Here is a 24161-nt window from a genome sequence, read left to right as displayed (position 1 = left end):
GGTTCCACACCCACCTCGTGCGACGATCCCTACCCGGCGACCCGCTGCGGGGGGTCGGGCAGACTTGAGACCATGGTCGGTCCGGGGCGGGTGCGTGGTGTGATCGGCGCCCTCGGCTGGGTCGCGGTGGGGTCGATGGTCGCCAACGTCGCGGCCTACCTCGTCTATGTCGGGGCCGGACGATGGTTGCCGCCCGGCGACTACGGACAGTTCGCCCGGTTGCTGTCGGCGATGCTGATCCTCGGGGTTCCCGCCCTCGCCCTGCAGTCGGTGGTGGCCCGCGAGGTGGTCCGTGGCCGCGCGGGCAACCTGCGTCGGATGTCGGTCACCACCACCCTCGGGGTCCTCGTCACCGCTGCGATCGCGGTCCCGATCGTGGCCGCCGTCGCGCACACCGGCATTCCCGCCACCGTCGCCGCGCTGGCCGCCGCGCCGCTGCTGGTGATCATCGCGGCCGGTCAGGGCGTGCTGCAGGGCCGCCAGGAGTTCCGGGCACTCGCCTGGGTGCTCGCCGTCGTCGGTGCCCTGCGCTCGGTGCCGATGCTCGTGACGTTCGCCGCGGGTGCCGGGCCGGCGGGTGGTCTGCTCGCCGGGACGATCGGTGCCGTGGTGGCCGCGCTCGTCGTCGGCGTGACCGTCCGGGCGACGGGCGACGGGATCGGCCCCGGTCGGGTCACGGGGACCGGCGACGACGACGCCGTCGCGCGCCGACCGGTGTCACCGCTCAGCGTGCTGCGGGCCTCCCAGGTGCAGTTGGTGCTGATCGTCGCGGTGTCGATCGACCTGCTGCTCTCGCGCACTGCTCTCGACGAGGTCGACGCCGGGATCTACGGTCTGGGCGCGGTGGCCACCAAGGCGGCGTTCTGGTTGCCGCAGGCCATCGGCGTGGTGCTCTATCCGCGGCTCGCCGACCCGGCCCGCTCGCGCACGTCGCTGCGACAGGCGGTCGCGGTGGTGGCCGGGATCGGGGTGCTGGTCACCGCGGGTGCCGGGGTGGCGGCACCGCTGGTGCCGATCGTGATCGGGGAGGAGTACCGGCTGCTCGTGGGCATCCTGTGGCTGTTCGCCTACACCGGTGCGGCGATGGCGGTGCTGCAGGTGGTGCTGCTCGCGGCGATCGCCGCCGACCGCACCCGGGTCGCCGTCGGCACCTGGGTGGCGGTGGTGATCGAGGCCGTCGTCATCGTGACCGCGGTGCATTCGATCGTCGCGCTTGCGGCGACCGCAGCGATCACCGTGACCGTCGCCGCGGTGGGCACCGGGATCTACTGCCTGCGCGTCATGGCCCCGACACCGGTACCGCCGTCTGAACCGGAGACGTCAGACCTCTGACCCGGCCCGGGATTCGTCGGCGTCGGTCCCGGTCCCGTCGGTCCCGGTCCCGTCGGTCTCGGTCTGGTCGGTCTGATGGTCGGGCGCATCGCCCCGGCCCCGCACCGTCAGCACCGCCCCGCCGGCGATGGCCAGCACCCCCAGCACCCCGGCGGCGATCGGCACCACACGTCCCCAGATCACCAGTGGGTTCCCGAGTCCTTGCGCCTGGTCGGCGAGCTGGGCTCGGGTCTGCCGGTCGTAGGCGAAGGTCGCGGTGAGGCTGGTGAGCCGGTAGTCGGCGAGCGTCGGGTCGGCGATCCGGTAGGCCTGGTCGACGTCGACCCGCTCGTCGAGGATCACGCCGGTCGCCTCGTCGACGGCGATCTCCCAGCGGGAGGTCTGATGCAATGTGGCGGTCAGCGGGCGGGCCGGGTCACCGGCGACGCCGAACCACGACGCGGGCCGGGTGATCCGGGTGGCCGGGACACCGCTGTCGGGGACGCCGGCGCCGATCGCGTCGAGATCGGCGTCGGGAACGTCGGCCACGAAGCGCTGCGCCGTGCGTCCGTCCACGAGGGTCTCGCCGGTGTGGATCAGCGGCACCGACCGCCGGCTCACCGGGTCGAAGAACCGCAGACCGTCGGTGCCTGTGCCGAACGGCAGCACGTAGGTGTACCCGGCCCGGTCGGGAACCCGCACCGGCGCGGCGTGGCTGTCGTACTGGATCTCCGAATTGCCCTGTACCCCAGACGAATTAGCTCCGAGGTCGGGGAGTGCGGTCCGACGGCCGAGGGTGACGCGGTCCTTGATCGCCGACAGCGTCGCATCCGTACACGGCGGCTCGCCGTCGGCGGCCGCCTGCTCGGATCCGGGGCGCGCGGTGCCGGCGTCGACGCTGCGCCCGTCGAGCCAGATGCGTTCGGCCTGTACCGATGTCCCCGCCTGCAAGGTCACCACCCGCTTGTCCGACGGCTGCACCGCCACCACCCGCTGCTGGCGCACCAGCTCCGCGCCCACGGTGCGGGCGGTCGGCGAGTTCAGCGAGCAGCGGTCGAGGATCGTCGCATTCGGTTCGGGGCTGCCGACGCTCGTCGCGACCGTCGTCACGTCGGTGCTGAGCGGGATCAGCCGCATCTGGCCGACCAGCAGCGTCGGCAGTGCGAGGGCGGCGGCGATCAGGAAACCGCCGACGAAGATCACGGTGGGGCCGATCAGATCGCGCGTCGACCATCGGCTCGATGCGGGTGGTGCGCTCGCGGAAACGGGGCGGTCACCGGAATCGGGCATACGGCGAGGGTAGCGGCAGACGAATCGGACACTCGCTACCCTGTGACCCAGCATGACCGCAGAACAGGCCGCCACCGCAGCAACCGCCGACACCGTCGAGGAGCAGACCCCGGAGTACCGGAGGTTCTTCCCGCAGCTCGAGGGGATGCGTGCGGTGGCCGCGATCGGCGTGCTCACCACCCACGTCGCCTTCCAGACCGGCGCGGTCGGCATCCCCGTGCTCGGCCCCGTCCTGGGCCGGCTCGACCTCGCGGTGGCGGTGTTCTTCGCGCTGTCGGGGTTTCTGCTGTGGCGCAACTGGGTGGCTGCCGCGCACCGGCAGGCGCAGCGCCCCGCGGTACGCCGCTATCTGCGTCACCGCGTGGTCCGGATCTGGCCCGCCTACGTGGTCGTGGTGGTGGCGGTGCTCACCCTGTTGCCGGAGGCGCGGGGCGCCGACCTCACCGTCTGGCTCGCCAATCTCACCCTCACCCAGGTGTACGTGCCGCTGTCGCTGACCGCCGGACTCACCCAGATGTGGAGTCTGTCGGTGGAGGTCGGCTTCTATCTGCTGTTGCCGCTCCTGGGCGTGGGGCTGTTCCGGCTGCGCGGCAGCCGTATGGGTCTGCGGGTCCCGGTGCTCCTCGGGCTCGGGGTGATCAGCCTGGGCTGGGCGTGGGTGGGGCGCGCACTGCCGCTGCCCGACGGGATGGAACCCACCAACTGGGTGTTCGGGCATCTGCCGTGGTTCATCGCGGGACTGCTGCTCGCCGAGGTCTCCGGTGCCGCCGAACTCGGTGGCTCGACGCGCCTGACCCGGTCGCTCGAGCGGATCGGAGCCCGGCGGGGCGCGATGGGTGCACTGTTCGTCGTCGCCTACGCCGCGGCATGCACCCCGATCGCCGGGCCGACCGGCCTCGGTGACCTCGCGCCGTGGCAGTTCGCGGTCAAGATGGTGCTCGGCGCCCTGTGCGGATTCGCATTGCTGGCCCCGCTGGTGTGCGACGCCCCGTCCGGTCACCGCTCGACCGCCGCCCGCCGACGGTTCCGGGTGCTCACCTCGCCGTGGATGCTGGCCCTGGGACGCTGGTCGTACGGCATCTTCATCTGGCATGTCGCCGTACTCGCGGTGGTCTTCGGGCTGTTCGGGATCATCCCGTTCGCCGGCGACACACTGCTCGTGTGGTGCCTCACCCTGGCACTGAGCATCGGGGTGTCGGCGGCGAGCTATGCCTTCATCGAGGAACCGGCCCGGGACCGGTTGCGGCGCCGCGAGAGTGCCCGGATCCGGTCCCGCCAGGCGGCTGCGGATCCGTCGGGCGCAGGCGCGTCGACGACCGGGGCGAGCAGCGCCGAGACCATCACCGACGACACCGCGACCAGCGCGGGCAACTGAACCCACCAGGAGAAGCCGTGATAGCCGGTCGGTGACTGCCACGGACCCGACGCCAGGCCGACGGTGGCGAGCACCATCGCGACGAACACCGTCACCACCACCGCGGGTGGCCGGAGCACGAGTACGACGACGCCGCAGACGACGGCGACCCCGAGCCCCCACCATCCGGCGAGCAGCCAGCACGCACCCAGCCACCCGACGGCACCGACGACCAGGGACGCCGTGCCGGGAACGGTCGCCGACCCCGCGGCCGGGATCGTGTGATCGGCGGCGTCCGGCGCATCATCGGACGGCTCGGATCGACCACCGCCGACGTGGTCCCGGGATCGCCTGGGCCCGAATGCGAGGACGAACAACACTGCGAGGAGCATGAATCCGGCGACCAGCGACCAGCGGTAGAGGCTGTCGTAGCGGAACGACAGGGTCACGGTGCCGGCCTCGCCGGCCTCGACGACCCAGCCCTGCTGCCAGCCGTCGACCACCACCGGTTCCAGGGCGTGCCCGCCGAGTTCGGCCACCCAGCCCGGGTTGGTGCTCTCGGGCACCGACAGGATGCGTTGCACGGCAGCGGAATCCACGGTGACGGTACGGGCGGTGGCCGCCCAGGTGCGGACCTCGGGATGCTGCGTCCCGGCCCCGCCGGTACCGCGCCCGGACACGGGCAACCACACGGCATCGACGGTGAACGCCGACCCCGGGTTCGCCGACAGTTCCTGTTCTCCCGCACCGAGACCCACCGATGTCGGGGTGCACGGGCGGGCCACCACCGGCTCTCCGGCCCGCAGGGCCGCGGCCGTCGTGTGCACCGACATCCCGATCACCTGGCCCGACACGGTGATCCCGATGCCGGCGTCGCAACCGATGCCGATCGGCCGGTCGGCGTCGGGCGCGGGCGGCGGTGACGGGGTGATCTGCACCTCGGCGATGCCGACCGGTGCAGGACTGGCGAATCCGAGGCTGTTGACGTCGAGCAGGTCGGTGCGGTCGAGCAACCGGATGGTGATGTGGTCGGTGACCGCCGGGGTCAGGGTGACCACTCCGTCCTCGCCGACGGTGTGCTTCTGCGGTCCGGTGCCGAGATCCACCGACACCCGGGTGGGCGCCGCCGGATATCCCTCGGGCGCGACGATCCGCAGTGACTCGACGTCCTGCGGCGCCGGCAAGCGCAGCGTGAGCGTGGGCGACGCCCCCTTCTTCTCGGGTTCTGCTGCGGTCCACACGGTTCCGGGGTCACCGTCCACCGCGGCCTGCGCCGATGCCCGCGGATCGTTGACCGTCGACGCGCCGGATGCCCGGATGCCGCCCGCCGCCGACAGCAGGGCGTCGAGTCCGTCGCCGGGGTCCGGGCGCAGCACCATCGCCGGCTCCACCGTCGTCGCCGACGGCACCGACAGTGCCCGGGTCAGCACACCCGGGTTCTCCGGTGAGAGGCCGAGACCGGCGGCGCAGTGCTCGCGGGTGGTACCGTCCCCGCGGGCGGGTTCGGTCGCACATGCCGAACGCCCCGAGAGTTCCTGGGTGAGAAGCCATCCCGACACCTGGGTGTCGGCAGGCAACCCGGGCAGCACCACGCGATGGCGGATGGTGAGTGGCATCCCGGACGCGAGGTCGATCACGCCGACCTCGCCGAGCGCGAACTGGTTACCCGCGGTGCCGTCGTCGGTGGCGATCGCCGCGATCTGAACCCAGCGGGTCGGGCCGCTCGGGGCGGTGACCGTCAACGGTGTGCCCGGCTCCAGGCCGGAGGCCACCGTCGAGCCGGCCTCGGTGGTCACCAGCACCGACGTCACATCCGGTCCGAGTGCCTTGGCGGTGGTCAGACGAAGGGCCAGATCCCTTTGCGGAGAGTCGAAGTCGAGTCGCAGCCACTGGCCGACGGCGGAGGAGAGTCCACTGCTCGCCCAGGCCGTGGACGGATCGCCGTCGAACGCCGCAGCCGCCGAACTCGCCGGTGAGGTCTGTCCGGGCTGGGTGGCATCGGCCGCGGACCCCGACGTCGACACCCGCACCTCGCCGGCCCGGTTGTCGAGCAGCCATTGACCTTCGGTGAGTGGCTGACCGTCGACCGGGTAGTCCGGTGCGGCATTCTGGGTTCGCCGTGCGTCGTCGGGGGATCGGATCGCCGAACTGTGGTCGTCGACCCGGCCGAAGTCCACCTCGCGGTCGGCCGGGGTGTCGGTCACCACGACCGGGCCGGCCGACAGCCCGGCCCGGCGGGCATCGGACTCCAGCAGGACCGGGCCGAGTGCGGGCTCACCCAGTCGTGCCCGCACATCCTGCAGTGCGGCAACCGCTTCCGGTCCTCCGGCGACGCGGGTCATCTGATCGGTCGCCGCGAGGCGCGGCCCGGTGCCGGCGTCGCCGTCGACGGCATAGATCTGGACGGCGGGCATCGGCGGCCGTAACCCGTTGTCGCGCACCACGCCCTCGACCGACGCCTGGCTGACCTCGGGGCCGAACGTCGCGACCGGGTGCAGTCCCGGTGATCCGTCGAGGGCCTGCTGAGCCGCCAGCGGCCGGGCCGATCGTGACGTCTCCGGGTCGAGATCGGCGCGCAGCACCACATATCCGATCCCCTGCCCGCCCAGGGTGGCGGCCAGTCCGGGGGACGTCCGGCCGTTCGCGAGATCGCGCTGCACCGCGTCCAGTGCGCGGATCGCGCCGGGCGGGGTGAGCGGGATCGCGTCACGCACTGCCCACGGCGTCGCCGACAGCGGCTGGAGGACCTCGTCGCGGGTCAGCCCCCACAGCTGGTCGGCGAAGGGCGAACCCGGAACCACCAGAGCACGTTTCGGTGCGCCCGAGTCGGTGTCGGAGTGCGCGTCGAGCCACTGCGCGGTCTGCCGCCAGTATCCCGGCAGCGCCTGGTAGGCCCCGTGGGGGGTGAGCTGTCCGGTCCACATCAGTGAGCCGGCACCCACCAGCGCGACGACGATGACCACCGCGGCGGCGACCGGCCGGGACCGTTGCGGATGTGCGAACGCCGACAGCCATTCCCGTCGGGGTGAGGTGCCCGGGAACGGGACCCGCGCCAGCAGATGTGCCAGGCCGAGCACCAGGGGCAACCGCAGGAAGGGCTCGAATTTGTGGATGTTGCGCAGGAAGGCGCCGGGACCGTCGAGGAAGACGCGCACCGGTTCGGCGATCGGGGAGCCGAGCGTGCCGGCGTATCCGCTGCACATGAGCACCAGGCCGAACCCGAGGATCACCACCCAGCGGCGTCGGAACGGCATGTGCCGCATACACAGTCCGGCCAGTCCGGCTGCGGCGAGGGTCCCGGTCGCGAGGACCGCGGCGGGCTGCGTCACGAGCACCGCGCCGGCCACCCGCTCGGGTGAGACGAACGGCGTCCACGACGACGTACCGCGCAGCACCTCGGTCAGCGATGCCCATCGGGTGGTGACCCGCGACGACTCGATGAAGTCCAGGAACGGCGGCGACACGCGCGACAGGATCAGCAGTGGTGCCACCCACCACGTGCACGCCAGGACCGCTGCACCCGCCCAGGTGAGCCCGAACCGCCACCAGCGCCGAAGGTCCCCGCGTGCGCAGAGTACGAACCACACCACCGACACCCCGACCGCGGCGATGGTGGCGACGGCGTTGACCGCACCCATCAGCGCCACCGCCACGGCCGATCGAGCGGCATGTCGCCACAGCGGCGTGTCGTCGTCGGGGTGGTCGAGCGCCCGGACCACCGGCAGCAGCACCCAGGGCGCCAGCATCATCGGCAGTGTCTCCGACGAGATGGACCCGAGGGTGGTCAGCACGCGCGGGGAGAGGACGAACACGATGCCGGCGAGCACCCGCGAGCCGGGTGAGCCGATCCGCAGCGCCTCGGCCAGCCGCACCACACCGACGAAGCCGACGGTCAGCAGCAGCGCCCACCACAGTCGTTGGGTCACCCAGGGCGGCAGCGCGAGGAGGTCGCCGAGCGCGAAGAACGCGCCGTGCGGGAAGAAATAGCCGTACGCCTGGTTCTGCACCTGTCCGAGCGGGGCCTGCGGTGTCCAGAGGTGTGTGGCGCGCGCCAGGAAGCCGAGCGGATCGGCGGTGAGGTCGAGTTTGGTGTCGGCGGCGATCAGCCCGGGGGACTGCAGGAAGGAGACCAGCAGTGCGACGACGGCCGCGACCGTGACGCCGCGCGGCCCCAGCCGGCGGGTCACCGCGGCGGTGGATGCGCCGACGGCAGCGGTCGTGGTGACACCGGGGCGGACGGGCCGGTCACTGGGTGTCGCCGGAGCCGCCCCGTGAGCCGTAGTCGACCGAACCCTGGACAAAACCGTTGGTGGGGTTGATGTTGTTGAGGTCGGTGGACGGGCTGTTCTCCGCCGACAGGAAGCCACCGAGGAACACCGCACCGAGTCCGACGACGATGCCGGCGACTCCGGCGACGGCTCCGGCGATCAGGCGGTTGTTGCGCATGGGCTAGAAACTACCATCGCGGCACGGCGGGGCCGGCAGGTCACGCGAACACCGGTGGGTCGGCCACCTACGGCGTCACGCTGGGCTGTTGGTCGCAGGAGGCCGGGACGATGAACACCGGGCGGTGGCAGTGCCGCAGGACCCGCTCGGCCACGCTCGAGTGCAACAGTGCCTTCAGGCCGGTGTCGCCGCGGGTGCCGGTCACCAGCAGATCCACGGCGAGCGCGTCGGCGGCGGCGACCAGCGCACCCCACACCGTGGACTCCACCTCCACCAGCGTGCCGGTGGCGTCGAGTCCGGCGTCGCGGGCCATCGCCACGCCGCGGGCGTTGATCTCGGCGGCCTCGTCACGCAGCGAGTCGTCGACGTCGATCTCGAGCGGGGTGGTGTCGACGAACGGCTGGATTCCGGCCGAGAGGGTGGACATCCGGGTGGGGCCGAGCGCGCCGGGCTGCCAGGCGGTGACCACGTGGGCGATCGGGGCGCGGAGGAAATGTCCGGCGTAGGCGATGGCGCGTTCGGAGTTCGGGCTGCCGTCGAAGGCGATCATCAAGGCCTGGGCGCGCTGGGCGTCGGCGCGACCGGAGCCGGGCCGGGAAGCTGCGGAAACGGACCGCGAGTCCATGTTCCGAGGGTACATGCCAGACTCGTGCCATGGGCTCAACTCGACGACGCCGGACCCGGACCGTCCGCGACCTGCTGTGCCTGGTCACCGCGCTCGGCACGGTGACGGCGGTCCTGACCGCCTGTGACTCGGACCCGACGCCGACCGCCGGGGGGGCCTCGTCGGCGACGGCGACCGCGTCCTCGCGTCCGTCGTCGTCGATCGCCTCGGCGAGCACCCCGGCCTCGGTGGTGCCGGTGGGTTGTGGCGCCGACGAACTCGCGACGATGACGCTGCGGCAGAAACTCGGGCAGTCGATCGTGGTCGGGGTGACCGGCACCGCCGATGCGCTCTCGCTGGTCTCGAACGAGCCGGTCGGCGGCATCTTTGTCGGCAGCTGGACCGACAAGTCGATCCTCACCGATCCCGCCGCGCTGAAGAAGGTCCAGGCGCAGTCGAAGATTCCGCTGATGGTCACCGTCGACCAGGAGGGGGGCCGGGTGTCGCGGCTGTCGTCGCTCGGTATCGACAGCCCGTCGGCGCGGGAGCTCGCCCAGACGCAGAGCCCCGAGCAGGTGCGTGCCCTGGCGACCCGGCTCGGCCGGCAGATGAAGGCCAAGGGCATCACCGTGGACTTCGCGCCCGATGTCGACGTCAGTGACGAGGCCGCCGACGAGGTGATCGGCGACCGCTCGTTCTCCGACGACCCGGACACCGTCACCCGGTACGGGCAGGCCTTCGCCGAGGGACTGCAGGCCGCCGGGATCATGCCGGTGTTCAAGCACTTCCCGGGCCACGGCCACGGGTCGGGCGACTCGCACCTGGGCGTGGTGCGCACCCCGCCGCTGGATCAGCTGATCGGCTCCGATCTGGTGCCATACAAGACCCTGCTGCAGAATCCGGGCGACGCCGGGGTGATGGTCGGTCATCTCATCGTGCCGGGACTGACCGTCGGTGACACCCCGGCGAGCCTGAGCGCCAAGGCGATCGGGATGCTGCGTACCGGAAGGCCCTATGGTGGACCGGCGTTCGACGGGGTCGTGTTCTCCGACGACCTGTCCGGGATGGGGGCCATCACCCAGCGGTACCCGCTGCCCGAGGCAGTGCAGCGATTCCTGGTGGCCGGCGGCGACATCGCGCTGTGGATCACCACCGATGCGGTGCCGACGGTGCTCGACCGGCTCGAGACCGCCGTGCGGTCCGGCGCGCTGAGCGAGCAGCGGGTCAACGCGTCGGTGGTGCGCATCCTGCGTGCCAAGGGGCAGCTGACCTGCTGATAGAGTCGGACGATCGGCCTCCGGACGAAGCATGAACTTACTGCTTGGTAAGTTTGCGGGTAGGGTAGCTCGATACCCTGCGAAGAGATGTCTGGAGGCGACGGGAATGGTCGGCGGAACCAAGCGACTGCCACGTGCGGTGCGCGAGCAGCAGATGCTCGACGCCGCGGTCACGGTGTTCGCGGAGAACGGTTTCCGAGACGCGTCGATGGATTCCATCGCCGCACAGGCGCAGATCTCCAAGCCGATGCTGTACCTGTACTACGGCTCCAAGGAAGAGCTGTTCAGCGCGTGCATCGCCCGCGAGTCCGGAAGGTTCATCGACGCGATGGCGGCGGGATTCGACCCGAGCCTGCGGCAGAGCGAGCAGGCCCGCACCGTGGTCCGCGAGTTCCTCCGCTACGTCCACGAGCACCGCGAATCCTGGCGGGTGCTCTACCGCGTCGCCGTCGGCACCACGAACTTCGCCGGCATCGTCACCGAGAGTCGTGAGCGTGTCGTCGAATCCGTCGCCGGGCTGATCCGCCGCGGCACCACCGTCGAGAGCGCCCGCGACATCGACTTCGAACTGACCGCCGTCGCGCTGGTCGGTGCCGGCGAGGCCGTCGCCGACCGGATCAGCGAAGGCGACGTCGACCTGGAGACCGCCACGGACCTGCTGGTGGGCATCACCTGGCGCGGCCTGAAGGGCGTCGGCGTCCACACCCCCTGAGCACGTCACTCGCCCGGCCCGGGGCTCGCGCCGGTGGGGTCCACTCCCGCAGCGTGAGCTCGACCATCGGCGGTGCGCCGGTCCCCTCCTCGGCCATCGTGCGCAGGCGCTCCGCCCGCCGGGGATGGGCACGACCGATGCCGTCGAGGACGGCGGTGGACTCGTCGTCGGACAGCACACGTGCGTGGGCCCGAATGCCGCCACGCCGTGCGGTGGTCACCCGACAGTCGGGGTGGGCGAGCAGGTTTCGGTACCACTGGGCGGTGGTGCCGTGGCCGCTGATCACCACGAGGGACCCGGGTGAGCGGCGGACGGCGACCTGAAGGCACGCCTGGCGGGGGCGGCCCGAGATCCGGCCGGTGTGCTCGAGCATGAGCATGCCGGGCCCGAACACCCGTCCCCAGCCGTGCCGGTAGAACCAGATCGGCGCCCGCACGAGGCGGTGGTGGTGCCGAAGCCGACCGAACCGGTCGTCGACGGTCGATCGGATCGATGTCATCAGCGACGTCACCGCTGCCGGGGCCTTCATCGGATCTCCCTCTCGCACCCGCTGTGATCGGGGCCGTTCGTGTTGCCGATGGGCTCCAGGAGAGCCGGACACCCTCCGCCTGCACGTAGGCGCCGGGAGGGGTGTCCGGTCGGGTCATCCTGCTCGGGTGGTTGCGGTCAGGTGCGGATAACCCTTGCGCCGGTTCAGGATCGAGATATCGAAGCCGCCAGGTCCGCCGGTGCGGTGGGTGTACACGTTCACCTTGGCGGGCAACAGGATCGGCTTGCCCCACCGGGTGGCATAGACGACGTTGCCGGGCAGTTGGGCCTCGACGTTCGCGACAGCCGCTGCGGCACTCCACATTCCGTGTGCGATGGCCTTCGGGAAGCCGAACGCCTTGGCCGGCAGGTCGCCCATGTGGATCGGGTTGCGGTCACCCGATGCGGCCGCATACTCGCGGATGCGGTGGAGATCCACGGCCAGAACCGAATCCGGCGGGGGCGGGGTCTTCTCCCGCGGCTGCGGGCCACGCGGCGCGTCGGACAGGCTGGTGCGCTGCTGGGTGAGGAAGGTGGCCACCTGCCGGGTCACCGGCTCGGAGCCGACGGTGAACTCGCTGATCATGTCGACCACCATGCCCTTGCGATGCTCACGCAGGTTCTCCGCGTGCGTCTCGATGGTCAGCGGCTCGTCCACACCGATCGGCCGGAGCCGATGGACCGTGTTCTCCAGGTGTACCGAACCGACTGCGCCGAAAGGGAAGTCGTCGTCGGTCATGACCTTCATCGCGAGCGGGAACTGCAGCACGAACGGATAGGTGATCGGCAGTGTCGCGCCGAACCGCTGGCCGGTCGCGCGGGTGTAGGCCAGCAGCGCGTCGGGATCCACCCGGACGTTCTCCAGGCGGTAGCGCGTGTCGGGCAGCGGTGTGTCCGGGCGCACCGGACCCGACTTGCCGATCACCGGAAGCATGGCGGCGACGGCCTTGCCGTAGACCTGGACGGTCGACGGCGGGCCGTCGAGAACGATGGTCTTGCTCATCACGCCCCCAGGAAGCCCTGGCCGCACACGCGTACCACGTTGCCGGTGATCGCGTTGCTGGCCGGACTGGCGAAATAGGCGACGGTCTCGGCGACGTCGACGGTCTGGCCGCCCTGCTGCAGCGAACTCATCAGGCGGCCCGCCTCCCGGGTGGCCAGCGGGATGGCCGCGGTCATCGTGGTCTCGATGAAGCCGGGGGCGACGGCGTTGATGGTGATGCCCTTCTCGGCGAGGATCGGGGCGTAGGCGTCCACCAGGCCGATGACGCCGGCCTTGGAGGCGCCGTAGTTGGTCTGGCCGCGGTTGCCCGCGATGCCGGCGATCGACGACACGTCCACGACGGCGCCGCCCGCGCGTAGCGCGTCCTTGGCGACGAGCGTGTCGACCAGCTGCTGCGGGGCGATCAGGTTCACCGAGATCACCGAGTTCCAGCGGGCGTCGTCCATGTTGGCGAGCAGCTTGTCACGGGTGATACCGGCGTTGTTGACGATGATGTCGATGCCGCCATGACGCTCGAGGGCGTGCTCGGCGAGCTTGTCACCGGCGTCGGGGGCGGACACGTCCAGCGGGAAGGCGGTGCCGCCGACCTTGTTGGCGGTCTCGGCGAGTGCCTCACCGGCGGCGGGGATGTCGGCGCAGATGACGTGCGCGCCGTCACGGGAGAGGACCTCGGCGATGGTCGCGCCGATACCGCGCGCGGCGCCGGTGACCACGGCGACCTTGCCCTCGAGCGGACGATCCCAGCTGGCCGGGGCGGTCGCGTCGGCCGCGCCCACCCGGATCACCTGGGCGTCGACGAATGCCGACTTCGCCGACAGCACGAAGCGGAGCGTCGACTCCAGGCCGGTCAGGCCGGTCCTGGCGTCGGGGGAGACATACACCAGCTGCACGGTGGACCCCTTGAGCAATTCCTTGCCGAGCGACCGGGTGAAGCCCTCGAGGGCGCGCTGGGCGACGTGCTCGTCGGGGTCGGTGACCAGCTCCGGGGTGGTGCCGATGACCACGAACCGCGCGCACGCGGCGGTGGACCGCATGACGGGCGCGAAGAACTCGAACAGCTGCTCCAGTTCGGCCGGCTTCGTGATGCCGGTGGCGTCGAAGACCAGTCCGCCGTATTTGTCGGCGCTGCGGCCGGTGGTGGCGTTCTGGATCAGGGTGTAGTCGTCGGCGGCGAGGATCTCGCGCAGCGGCTCGACCAGCCGGCCCTGTCCGCCGAGCAGTACGGGACCGGGCAGGGGTGGCTCGGACGGCTTGTAGCGGCGCAGTCTCGGCGGCACGGGCAGACCGGCCTGCTTGGCGATGAACGCGCCGGGTCCGGAGTGGACGAAGCTCGAGTACAGGCCGGGGTTGGCGTTGGCAGCCACGTGGATCTCCTCTGTCTGATTCGCACGTCTCGTGCTGGATTGTCGGCGTCCACCCGGGTGGGCGCCGTTCGACAACGAACTTACTCTGGAGTAAGAATACGCTATAGACACCAACCGACACCCCTGGGAGTTCTCTCGTGGCCAACACACCCAAGACCCGCGCCGAGCGTCCGGTCGCGATCCTCGGCGGCAACCGCATCCCGTTCGCGCGGCAGGACAAGGCATACGCCAAGGTCGGCAACCAAGACATGTTCACCGCGGCCCTCGACGGACTGATCGGGCGCTTCGGCCTGCAGGGCGAACAGCTCGGCATGGTGGCCGGTGGTGCCGTACTCAAGCATGCCCGTGATTTCAATCTCATCCGCGAATGCGTCCTGGGTTCCGCCCTCTCGCCGTACACCCCCGCATTCGACATCCAGCAGGCCTGTGGGACCGGACTGCAGGCGATCACCGCGGTGGCCGACGGCATCGCTCGCGGCCGCTACGACGTCGCCGTCGGCGGCGGCGTGGACACCACCTCCGACGCCCCGATCGGTGTCTCGGAGGGCATGCGTCGTCAGCTCCTCGAGGTCAACCGGGCCCGCTCCACCAAGGACCAGTTGCTCGGCGTGCTGAAGGTGCTGCCGACGCTCGGTATCGAGATCCCGCGCAACGGCGAGCCACGCACCGGCATGTCGATGGGCGAGCATGCCGCGATCACGGCCAAGGAGTTCGGCATCAAGCGGGCCGATCAGGACCAACTCGCTGCCGCCAGCCACCAGAAGATGGCCGCCGCCTACGACTCCGGGTTCTTCGACGATCTGATCACCCCGTTCCTCGGCCTGATCCGCGACCAGAATCTGCGCGGCGACTCCACCGCGGAGAAACTCGCCGGGCTCAAGCCGGTCTTCGGGGTCTCCCTCGGCGACGCCACCATGACCGCGGGCAATTCCACCCCGCTCACCGACGGCGCGTCGACGGTGCTGCTGTCGAGTGACGAGTGGGCGCAGGCGAAGGGGCTGCCGGTGCTCGCCTACTTCGTCGACTCCGAGACCGCCGCCGTCGACTACGTCAACGGACCCGACGGTCTGCTGATGGCGCCGACCTACGCGGTGCCGCGACTGCTGGCCCGCAACGGGCTGACCTTGCAGGACTTCGACTTCTACGAGATCCACGAGGCGTTCGCGTCGGTCGTGCTCGCCACCCTCCAGGCCTGGGAGTCCGAGGAGTACTGCAAGGAGCGTCTCGGTCTGGACTCGGCGCTCGGCTCGATCGACCGCGCCAAGCTCAACGTCAACGGCTCCTCGCTCGCGGCCGGTCACCCGTTCGCCGCGACCGGCGGCCGGATCGTCGCGCAGGCCGCCAAGCAGATCAAGGAGAACGGCGGCGGTCGCGCGCTGATCTCGATCTGTGCCGCCGGCGGCCAGGGCGTCACCGCGATCATCGAGGGCTGAGTCCCGTCGACATGGTTCGACCGGCCCCAGCTCCTGGTAAGTCAGCTCCTGGTATGTCAGCTCCTGGTATGTCACCGCCCGGTATGTCACCGCCCGGTATGTCACCGCCCGGTATGTCACCGGAGGTGGGGTCGCCTCGTCGTTCGCCCCCGGACACCCGGTGTGATCCAGATCTCACAATACACCCGGTCGATCGTGTATGACCGCTCTGACCTGCGTAGACGCGGAGTCCTTCCGTGGGCGTCGAAGGATCGTCAATCGTTGGATATCGATTTGCAAACAGTTGTGCGTGGGGGGCTGTAACGCGTCGGGGGACCGGGTAGATATACGGGTTAGCTTCGGTTGAGCTGTCAGACCCCCGACCCGACAGCTCAGCCGGGGCGCCAACCCATCGAGGGCTTGGCCTGCGGATGGTCCGCACGCCAGGCCCTCGATCGCAATCCGGCATCAGAAGGCCGGGTCGCATTTGCCATCTTTGTTCGGTATGAGTGACATGGTGAGATCCGCGCCGCGACGCCGCATCACGACAGTGCTCCGCGTCGGCATCTGTGTGACCTCCGTCATAACCCTGATCCTCGCCGCCGACCTGCTCGTCACCGACGGGCACACCGCGCGCGGCGCGGTGACCGCCGGTCGTGACACCGGGAATCTGTCGGCCGCAGAGCTGACACCGGAACTCGCGGCGATGACCGATCGGACCGAGTCGCCCGTCTCGGTGCGCACCACCTCCGGATCCGCACGGATCGACCCCGATGAACTGGGCCTGACGTTCGACGCCGACGCCACCGCGGACCGGCTCCGGGATCAGCCGCGGAATCCGTTCAGCCGGTTGCTCGCACTCTTCGGGCGCTCCCACGACGTCGACCCGGTGGTCGCCGTGGACGCCACGGCGCTCGCGTCGGCGATCGATACCCGGCGCGGCGATCTCGAACGCGCCGCGGTCGAGGGCGGTGTGCACTACGACGGGACCGAGCCGGTCGCCGACAGCCCTCGCGGTGGATTGCGGGTCGATCGTGATGCCGCGGCGGTGGTCCTGGCCCGCGAGTGGCTGACCGGCAACACCGTCGACCTCCCGATGGAGCCGTTCTCGCCGACGGTGAGCGCCGCAGTGGTCGCCGCCACCGTCGACGGCGCAGCCGAACGCGCGGTCTCCGCCGGCGTGGTGGTGACCGGCCGTGACCGTGTGTCGGTGCGGCTGACCCCCGAACAGGTCGGCATGGTGCTCACCTTCGTCCCAGACGGTCGCGGCGGACTGGTCCCGCACATCGACCGCACCCGGGGCAAGAAGGTGCTCGCCGGGTTGGTGCGGTCGGAGTCCACACCGGTGAACGCGCGGTTCTCGCTCGCCTCCGGGGCGCCGACGGTCGTGCCGGCCCGCGACGGTGCGGCGATCGACTGGGAGCAGACCTTCACCGCGGTCGAGCGCGCACTCGTCACCACGGGCCCGCGGACCGCCGAGGTCGCGTACCGTCCATTGCTGCCCGCCCTGACCACGGCGAAGGCGAGGGGTCTCGGTGTGCGCGAACTGGTCTCGGAGTTCACCACCGGGGGTTTCTCGTCGGCGTCGGGGGAGAACATCCGGCTGACCGCCGAGGCGGTCGACGGCGCGCTGATCCTGCCCGGACGCACCTTCAGCCTGAACGGACACACCGGCCCGCGCGGCTCTGCACAGGGATATGTGACCTCCACCGTGATCGACCACGGCCGCGCCACCAACGCTGTCGGTGGGGGCATCTCGCAGTTCGCGACCACGCTGTACAACGCCGCCTACTTCGCCGGGCTGACCGACGTCGACCACACCGAGCACTCCTACTACATCTCCCGCTACCCGGAGGCGCGCGAGGCGACCGTCTACGACGGCGCGATCGACCTGGTGATCGGCAACGACACCCGGCACGGCGTCCTGATCGAGACCAGCTGGAGCCCGTCGGCGGTGACCGTGCGGATGTGGAGCACCAAGACCGTCGACGTGGAGTCGATCACCGGCACGCGGTACGCCCACACCTCCCCGGAGCTCAGGAAGGTCCCGCGCGGCGACGACTGCATCGCCGGCGGTGGCGGGCGCGGATTCACCACGTCGAACACCCGGGTGATCACCGATGCGAAGACCGGCGCCGAGATCGTCCGGCACACCCGAACGGTCCGCTACGAGCCCGAACCGAGGATTCGCTGCGTCTGAGTCGGCCGCAGACGACTCGGGAACCATCTGCACGACGCCGACGGTGGCGGGTGCACAGGGTGCGCCCGCCACCGTCCGGGATCGGATGTCAGGTCTCGGTCATCCGGTGGCCAGCGCCGGTCCGGCATCACGGTGGTGATCGCCGGCGACGGGTGCCGGTGCGGTGCCCCGGCGCGGCACCAGCAGCGTGGCGGCGGCACCGAGCAGGGCGATCCCGGCGAACAGGTAGAACGCCGAGTCCGCCGACACCCCGGCACCGATCAGCATGCCGCCGATCATCGGGCCGACGATGCCGCCGAGCCGGCCGAATCCGGCGCACCACGCCACACCCGCCGCGCGCGCCCGGGTCGGGTAGTAGTTCGACACGTAGCCGTAGATCAGCACCTGGGTGCCGATGGTGCCGGTTCCGGCCACCGCGACCGCGATCAGCAGGATGGGCAGCGGCAGACCCAGGGTCAGCCCGGTCAGGGCGAAGGTGGCCAGACAGAACGAGGTGGCGACGAGGCGCTGTGGTCCGCGCGAGTCGGCGAGCCGGGCGGCGATCAGTCCGCCCACGATCGCGCCGCCGTTGAGTACCAGCAGGAATCCCAGCGATCCCTTCGCGTCGAAGCCGGACGCCTTCATGATCTGCGGCAGCCAGGTGTTGAGCCCGTAGGTCAGCAGCAGCCCGGCGAAGCTCATCAGGCCGAGCAGCGAGGTGGGGCCGAGCAGCGGACGGCGGGCCAGGGCGGAGAACCCGATCCGCTCGGTGGCCCCGGTCTGTGCCGGGGACGCCGGTGTCAGGTCCACCGGGATGCCGGTGCGCGCGCTGATCTGGCGGGCGTCCTCGGTGCGCTCCCGGGCCACCAGCCACTGCGGCGACTCGGGCATCCTGAGCATCGCGAGGGGTAGCAGGGCGACGATCGGCAGGGCGCCCACCAGGAACAGGCCGCGCCAGCCGATGTGGTCGGCGAGCAGCATCGCCAGGACGGCGGCGAGCACGCCGCCGGCCGGGACGCCGCTGTAGACGATTGCGTTGAACAGGTTGCGTTTCGCCGGGGGCGCGAACTCGGCGACCATCGCGCCGACGGTGGCGACCAGACCACCGATACCGATGCCGGTGAGACAGCGGAGCAGACCGAAGGTCACCAGGTCGTGGGCGAATGAGGTGGCGGCCATGCCGAGGGAGAACCAGATGATGTTGGCGAGCATCAGGGTGCGGCGGCCGAGCCGGTCGCCGAGCGCGCCGGCGACGAATGCCCCGATCATGACGCCGGCCAGGGCGTAGGACCCGAGGGCGCCTGCGGTGGCCGGGGTCAGCTCACCGATCTGGGTGGGATCGTCGAGCAGCGTCGGCAGGACGGTGCCGTAGACGACGAGGTCGTAGCCGTCGAAGACGATGGCGATCGTCGCGAGGGCGACGATCCAGATCACGCTGCGGCGGTGTTCGGGGCTCGACCAGGCGGCGGGTGGTGCTGACATGGGCTGCCTCTCGGTAGACGTGTGGTAGAACACGATGATTCGCGAAACGTGGTAGGAGTCACATCCGGGCTTTGCCCGGTTCTGACCAAGGGTGTGATTGATCAGCGGGATCGCAGGATTCGTAAGCCGGGGCGCGGGGGGCGGATCACCCCACTTCAGGAGCACTGAGCGACCGCTAGCTCGGGTGGGCGTGTTGTGCAGGACACACCCGTCGTAGTCTGTCGACGTGGATATCAACGGAGCAAGTGCAATCGTGACGGGTGGGGCGTCCGGTATCGGCGCCGCGGTGGTCCGCCTGCTGGCGGCCAAGGGCGCGAAGGTCGTCATCGCCGACCTCAACGCCGACAAGGGTGCCGAGCTGGCCAAGGAGGTGGGCGGCGAGTTCGTGCCGGTGGATGTCACCGACACCTCGTCGATCGAGGCCGCGGTCAACGCGGCAGGTGAACTCGGCCCCCTGCGTGTGCTGGTCAACTCGGCCGGTATCGGTTCGGCGCAGCGCACCATCGGTCGCGACGGTGAGTTCGCGTCGGCGCACAACCTGGATGTGTACAAGAAGGTCATCGCGATCAACCTGGTCGGCACCTTCGACGCGATCCGGCTGGCCGCCACGGCGATGAGCCGCAACGAGGCCGCCGCGTCAGGCGAGAAGGGTGCCATCGTCAACATGGCCAGCGTCGCCGCCTTCGACGGTCAGATCGGTCAGGCCGCCTACTCGTCCTCCAAGGGCGGTGTCGTCGGCATGACCCTGCCGGTCGCACGCGACCTGGCCGCCGCCGGAATCCGGGTCAACACCGTGGCCCCCGGCCTGATCGACACCCCGATCTACGGTGAGGGTGAGGCGTCCGAGGCGTTCAAGGCGAAGCTGGGTGAGTCGGTGCTGTTCCCGCACCGACTCGGCGAACCGGACGAGCTGGCCTCCATGGTCGTCGAACTGGTCACCAACTCGTACATGAACGCCGAGGTCGTGCGCGTCGACGGCGGCATCCGGATGCCACCGAAGTAGTCTGGCGTCCACCACTTCTCGACGATCACATCGGCCCTCCTGGGATCTCCCGGGAGGGCCGATGCGTGTTGCGGTCGACCGTCCTCGAACATCCGGGGTCAGCCGACGGCCGTGTCATGGCGTCGTCCGACCGGGTGAACCTGAGCGGTATCGCAACCGCTCCGCCCACACCGCGGTACCGCGGCGAATAGGTTTGGGCGGATGGAGCCCCATGTGCTGGTCAAGGGTGGGAACGTCACCGTCGGTGAGGTCGCGGGCGAACCCGATCCCCGACTCGTGGTCGTCATCGAGACCGAGTCGACGGACGGCGTCGATGCCGGTATCGATGCCGGAATCCTGGTCCTCGGCGACGACGGACGCGTGCGGTCCAACGACGACCTGATCTTCTACAACCAGCCGAGCGGCGTGGGTGGGGCGGTGCAGTTGGTGTCGGGGCAGTTGGTGTCGGGGCAGTCGGTGTCGGGGCAATCGGTGTCGGGGCAGCCGGTCTCCGACGCATCGCCGGCCGGAGACTCCGATGATGGTGACGGCATCGGGGATTCGTCCGGTCACCGCGATGCTGTCGAGGTCGATCTGGCACGTATCCCGGATTCGGTGTCGCGCATCGTGATCACGGCCAGTACCGATCCCCGGAGCGAGTCGAGTTTCGGTGACACCTCCCTGGTGAGGATGTCGGTGGGGTGTGCCGATCGGCCCGATGAACCCCTGGTCGTGCATGTCATCGACGGATTGGTCACCGAACGCGCGGTGATCTTCGGTGAGATCTACCGGCGCGGTGATGCCTGGAAGATCCGTGCCGTGGGCCAGGGTTATGACGGCGGACTCGAGGCGCTGGTGTCCGACCACGGAGTGGAGGTCGACGACACCGCCGAAAACCCGGCAGACGACGACCCGGCAGACGACGACCCGGCAGACGACGACCCGGCAGACGACGACCCGGCGCACGACGACCCGGCGCACGACAAACCGGCCGACGACGACGTCCTCGTCAGGGGCGATGAACACCTCGAATCCGGGACCGTTCCGGAGGACTCGGCTCCACCGGCCGAGCAGGCCGATGCTCCACCGATCGCGGAGTCCGAGGTCGGCGACACCCGTGGCCCGGAGACCAAGGTGTCCATCGCCCGGAAGCGGCGTGCTGCACCGCTGCCCAAGGACTGGGCGCAGCGGACGTCGGCGTACCTGCCCCGCGCCGGTGGATCCGAGTGGAGACGGGCCCGGCTGTTCCCATCGGTGGGGGTCAGGTCGAACGCCGAGCAGGAGATGCGGACCACCTCGATCCTGCTCGCGACGATGGAGACGGTTCCGGAGTTCGGACGAGCGATCGTGAGCCAGATCGGCGCGCCACGGGGGCGGATCGAGACGTTCACCGAAGTCCGTTTCACGCTGTCCGGCGAGGAGGTCCGCCCCGATGGCCTGATCCGGGTCAGCCGCGGCGGACGTATCTGGCAGGCACTCGTCGAGGTGAAGACCGGACGGGCCGAGCTGAACGGCGAGCAGATCGCCACCTATCTCAAGCTGGCCCGGGCCAAATCGATCGATGCCGTGCTCACCGTCAGCCGGGACCTGATGGCCTCGCCCGACCAGCATCCCTTCAAGGTCGACGCCCGGGCGCTGAAAAGTGTCTCGCTCAAGCATCTCTCGTGGGAGGAGATCGTCGCGGAGGCGACGATCGTGCACGAGCACGTCGGTGTCGACGACCGGGTGCGCGCCCGGGTTCTCGAGGAGATGCTCTGCTACGCCGCCGACACCCAGTCCGGTATGTGGGCGTTCGACGACATGGGCAAGCAGTGGGTCACGATCCGCGAGGCGGTCAAGAACCGGACGGTCGGGGCCGCGGACGCATCGACATCGGAGGTGTGTGAGCGATTCGACCGGTTGGCCCGTCACGTGTCGCTGCACCTGAGTGCCCTCACCGGTCAGAAGGTGACGGCGCAGGCGCCGGCCAGTCGGGTCGACACGGTCAGTCGGGCACGGCAGCTGGCCGATTCGGGTGAGTTGTTCGCGCTCTTGCGGGTATCGGGTGCAGCGGGTCCGGTGGCCGTCAATGCCGATCTGGGCCGCGGTCGTATCGGCTGCTCGATGAAGTCGGCGGCGCCCCGTACCGGTAGGACCCAGACCAAGATCAACTGGCTGATCAGACAACTCGCGACCGCCCCGGACGGCCTACGGGTAACCGCACATCACGCGGGGAGTCGGGTCGAGTCGACCTCGGCTCTGCTCAAGGACATTCGTGAGGACTCCGGTGTACTGGTGCCCCCGGACGGTCGTGACATCCGGGAGTTCACGGTGACGATGGAGTCGTCGATGGGGTCCAAGCGGTCCGGTAGTGAGGGCGGGTTCATCGCTGCGGTGGTCGTGCTGGCCACCGCCTTCTATGCCGAGGTCGTCGAACGGGTCCGGTCGGGACGCGACGCGTGACGTCACGGCCCGACCGTTCGGGCGAGGTGTGCCCGTCCGACGTCAGGCGTTCAGGATCACCTTGAGCGCCTTGGTTTCCGCGGCACGTCCGAACACATCGTAGGCGTCGATGATGTCGGCGAGGTCGAAACGATGACTGATGAAGGGGTCGGGATCGATCCGTCGCTGTGCCACCAGCTTGAGCAGGGTGTCGAGGGTGTTGGTGTTGACCAGCCCCATCGTCATCACGATGTTGGTGATCCACAGATCCTGTAGCGGGAGGTCGACGGAGGATCCGTGCACCCCGACATTCGCGACATGTCCTGCGGGACGGACGATGTCGAGACACATCTGGAAGGTGGCGGGGATGCCGACCGCCTCGATGGCGACGTCCACGCCGAGGCCGTCGGTCATCGCCATCACCTGGTCGCGCCAGTCCTTCGCCGACGACACCACCCCGTCGGTGGCCCCGAAGCGGCGTGCCTGCTCGACGCGGTTGGCGTCGAGGTCGACGGCGATGACGCGACTGGGACCGTACAGTCCGGCGGTCGCGATGGCGGCCAATCCCACTGGGCCCGTGCCGATCACGGCCACCACGTCGCCGGGCTTGACGGCACCGTGACGTACCCCGATCTCATGGCCGGTGGGCAGGATGTCCGACAGCAGCGTGCCTTGTTCGGGACTCACCGTCGCGGGCAGCTTGTACACCGACGTCTCCGCGTAGGGGACGCGGACATACTCGGCCTGCGTTCCGTCGATGAGATGGCCGAAGATCCAGCCGATCCCCGAACTCCCCTCGCTGCCCAGACAATGCGAGAACACACCTTGCTTGCAGTATGAACACTTCCCACATGCCGATATGCACGACAGGATCACCTGATCGCCGACCGCGAGCGTGGTGACGGCGTCGCCGATCTCGGTGACGGTGCCGACGCCCTCGTGGCCGAGGATGCGTCCCGGTGTGACGGCGGGGACGTCGCCCTTGAGGATGTGCAGGTCGGTCCCGCAGATCGTCGTGGTGTCCATCTTGACGATGATGTCGGTGGGCTCGCTGAGCTTGGGATCGGGAACGTCCTCCCATGCCTTCTGCCCGGGGCCATGGAATACAAGAGCTTTCATCGCTACACCTACGTCTTCGTCATCGTGTGGATCGAGATGGTGGTGGATGGCCGATCCGTTTCCACGCTACGTCGCCGGTTCGGTCGCCCGGAAGGGTTGGGACACCGCCGGGCCGTCTCAACATGAGACATCGGTGGCGTTCATCCGGACACGGTCGCGTCACGCGCGGCGATCTCGGCGAGACGCCGGATCAGACCACGTCGCCCGGACCTCATCATGTGGGCGTGATTGGCACGCAGGAAAGGTCGAAGCGGCCAGAGTGGTCCCACGGCAATATGTTTGGTGAAGTCCACCTGCTGCAGGAAGTGGACGACGGTGTGCTCGGCATCCGTGTCGGCATCGGGGCGGACTGTCCATTGACTCCAGCCGACCAGGTCACCGTCGAGCCGGGCGCGGAGGACCCCGGTGGCCGGGTCGACGAGATCCCGGCGCAGCCGGACGGTGAGGGAGACCGGCAGCAGCGACCGGAAGCGTGCGCGGCCGGAGTCGGCGTCGATGCGTTGTGCATCGTGCACCTGGGGCCACCAGGATTCGTAGCCGTCGGCGTCGGCGAGAACGGCGAACACGTCGTCATGGCGGAACGGAATCCGCCACCGACTGCTCATCTGGAAGGTCCGTGACCCCACGGACCCCAGTATGCGCCGTCCGTCGCCCACAGGTGCCGAAGTCGCGGACCG

General features: G+C 69.9%; 17 protein-coding genes and 1 pseudogene. 8 read left to right on the top strand and 10 right to left on the bottom strand.

What is annotated here, in order from left to right; all coding sequences use genetic code 11:
- Positions 1-72: 72 nt before the first annotated feature.
- Positions 73-1332 carry a lipopolysaccharide biosynthesis protein gene (locus tag ACWDUA_RS00865; protein ID WP_449749118.1) on the top strand — a complete coding sequence of 420 codons (1260 nt, stop codon included), beginning with the start codon at positions 73-75 and terminating at the stop codon, positions 1330-1332.
- Here ACWDUA_RS00865 and ACWDUA_RS00860 read toward each other — a convergent pair.
- Entirely contained in the window at positions 1321-2601 is a 1281-nt protein-coding gene (locus ACWDUA_RS00860; protein WP_449749117.1) for a DUF3068 domain-containing protein, read from the bottom strand. The genes ACWDUA_RS00865 and ACWDUA_RS00860 overlap by 12 nt on opposite strands.
- 52 nt (positions 2602-2653) lie before the next feature.
- Between ACWDUA_RS00860 and ACWDUA_RS00855 the strand changes: the two are divergent.
- A pseudogene (locus ACWDUA_RS00855) lies at positions 2654-3796 on the top strand (acyltransferase family protein); the annotation flags it as partial.
- A gap of 11 nt (positions 3797-3807) precedes the next feature.
- Here the strand turns inward: ACWDUA_RS00855 and ACWDUA_RS00850 are convergent.
- From ACWDUA_RS00850 to ACWDUA_RS00840, 3 genes are all read right to left on the bottom strand, one after another.
- Complete coding sequence (locus tag ACWDUA_RS00850; protein ID WP_449749116.1) at positions 3808-8142, bottom strand: alpha-(1->3)-arabinofuranosyltransferase domain-containing protein; 4335 nt, start codon at positions 8140-8142, stop codon at positions 3808-3810.
- Positions 8143-8200: 58 nt separating this feature from the next.
- Positions 8201-8401, bottom strand: a complete 201-nt coding sequence (locus tag ACWDUA_RS00845) for a DUF2613 domain-containing protein (RefSeq protein ID WP_449749115.1) — start codon at positions 8399-8401, stop codon at positions 8201-8203.
- A 67-nt stretch (positions 8402-8468) separates the two neighbouring features.
- Positions 8469-9026, bottom strand: coding sequence for a universal stress protein (locus ACWDUA_RS00840; RefSeq protein ID WP_449749114.1), 558 nt, complete (start codon positions 9024-9026; stop codon positions 8469-8471).
- Positions 9027-9055: 29 nt separating this feature from the next.
- Here ACWDUA_RS00840 and ACWDUA_RS00835 point away from each other — a divergent pair, with 29 nt between their 5' ends.
- Complete coding sequence (locus ACWDUA_RS00835) at positions 9056-10282, top strand: glycoside hydrolase family 3 N-terminal domain-containing protein (RefSeq protein ID WP_449749113.1); 1227 nt, start codon at positions 9056-9058, stop codon at positions 10280-10282.
- A gap of 106 nt (positions 10283-10388) precedes the next feature.
- Entirely contained in the window at positions 10389-10994 is a 606-nt protein-coding gene (locus ACWDUA_RS00830) for a TetR/AcrR family transcriptional regulator (RefSeq protein WP_449749112.1), read from the top strand.
- On the opposite strand, the gene ACWDUA_RS00825 is transcribed toward ACWDUA_RS00830, so the two are convergent.
- The 3 genes from ACWDUA_RS00825 to ACWDUA_RS00815 form a co-directional block, all read right to left on the bottom strand.
- Entirely contained in the window at positions 10951-11523 is a 573-nt protein-coding gene (locus ACWDUA_RS00825) for a nitroreductase family deazaflavin-dependent oxidoreductase (protein WP_449749111.1), read from the bottom strand. The two genes, ACWDUA_RS00830 and ACWDUA_RS00825, sit on opposite strands and share 44 nt — an antisense overlap.
- Positions 11524-11637: 114 nt before the next feature.
- On the bottom strand, positions 11638-12525 hold the full coding sequence (locus ACWDUA_RS00820; protein WP_449749110.1) for a MaoC family dehydratase: 888 nt from the start codon (positions 12523-12525) through the stop codon (positions 11638-11640).
- Positions 12525-13889, bottom strand: coding sequence for a 3-oxoacyl-ACP reductase (locus ACWDUA_RS00815; RefSeq protein ID WP_449749109.1), 1365 nt, complete (start codon positions 13887-13889; stop codon positions 12525-12527). The genes ACWDUA_RS00820 and ACWDUA_RS00815 overlap by 1 nt, the downstream gene beginning before the upstream one ends.
- Positions 13890-14026: 137 nt before the next feature.
- Between ACWDUA_RS00815 and ACWDUA_RS00810 the strand changes: the two genes are divergently transcribed.
- Complete coding sequence (locus ACWDUA_RS00810) at positions 14027-15322, top strand: acetyl-CoA C-acetyltransferase (protein ID WP_449749108.1); 1296 nt, start codon at positions 14027-14029, stop codon at positions 15320-15322.
- Positions 15323-15815: 493 nt separating this feature from the next.
- Positions 15816-17501: a VanW family protein gene (locus ACWDUA_RS00805; RefSeq protein WP_449749380.1), complete on the top strand. Its 1686-nt coding sequence runs from the start codon at positions 15816-15818 to the stop codon at positions 17499-17501.
- A gap of 99 nt (positions 17502-17600) precedes the next feature.
- Here the strand turns inward: ACWDUA_RS00805 and ACWDUA_RS00800 are convergent, their stop codons facing one another.
- Positions 17601-18962 carry an MFS transporter gene (locus tag ACWDUA_RS00800; RefSeq protein ID WP_449749107.1) on the bottom strand — a complete coding sequence of 454 codons (1362 nt, stop codon included), beginning with the start codon at positions 18960-18962 and terminating at the stop codon, positions 17601-17603.
- A gap of 226 nt (positions 18963-19188) precedes the next feature.
- Between ACWDUA_RS00800 and ACWDUA_RS00795 the strand changes: the two genes are divergently transcribed.
- Together ACWDUA_RS00795 and ACWDUA_RS00790 are read left to right on the top strand one after the other, a co-directional pair.
- Positions 19189-19965 carry an SDR family NAD(P)-dependent oxidoreductase gene (locus ACWDUA_RS00795; RefSeq protein WP_449749106.1) on the top strand — a complete coding sequence of 259 codons (777 nt, stop codon included), beginning with the start codon at positions 19189-19191 and terminating at the stop codon, positions 19963-19965.
- 201 nt (positions 19966-20166) lie between these two features.
- The gene (locus ACWDUA_RS00790) at positions 20167-22386 is read left to right on the top strand and encodes a TerD family protein (protein ID WP_449749105.1); all 2220 of its coding nucleotides are present in this window, start codon (positions 20167-20169) and stop codon (positions 22384-22386) included.
- 42 nt (positions 22387-22428) lie between these two features.
- On the opposite strand, the gene ACWDUA_RS00785 is transcribed toward ACWDUA_RS00790, so the two are convergent.
- The gene (locus ACWDUA_RS00785) at positions 22429-23484 is read right to left on the bottom strand and encodes a zinc-dependent alcohol dehydrogenase family protein (RefSeq protein ID WP_449749104.1); all 1056 of its coding nucleotides are present in this window, start codon (positions 23482-23484) and stop codon (positions 22429-22431) included.
- A gap of 140 nt (positions 23485-23624) precedes the next feature.
- Entirely contained in the window at positions 23625-24110 is a 486-nt protein-coding gene (locus ACWDUA_RS00780; protein ID WP_449749103.1) for an SRPBCC family protein, read from the bottom strand.
- Positions 24111-24161: the final 51 nt, after the last annotated feature.

The organism is Gordonia sp. NPDC003376, assembly GCF_053589235.1.
This window is presented reverse-complemented; position numbering and strand designations above follow the sequence as displayed.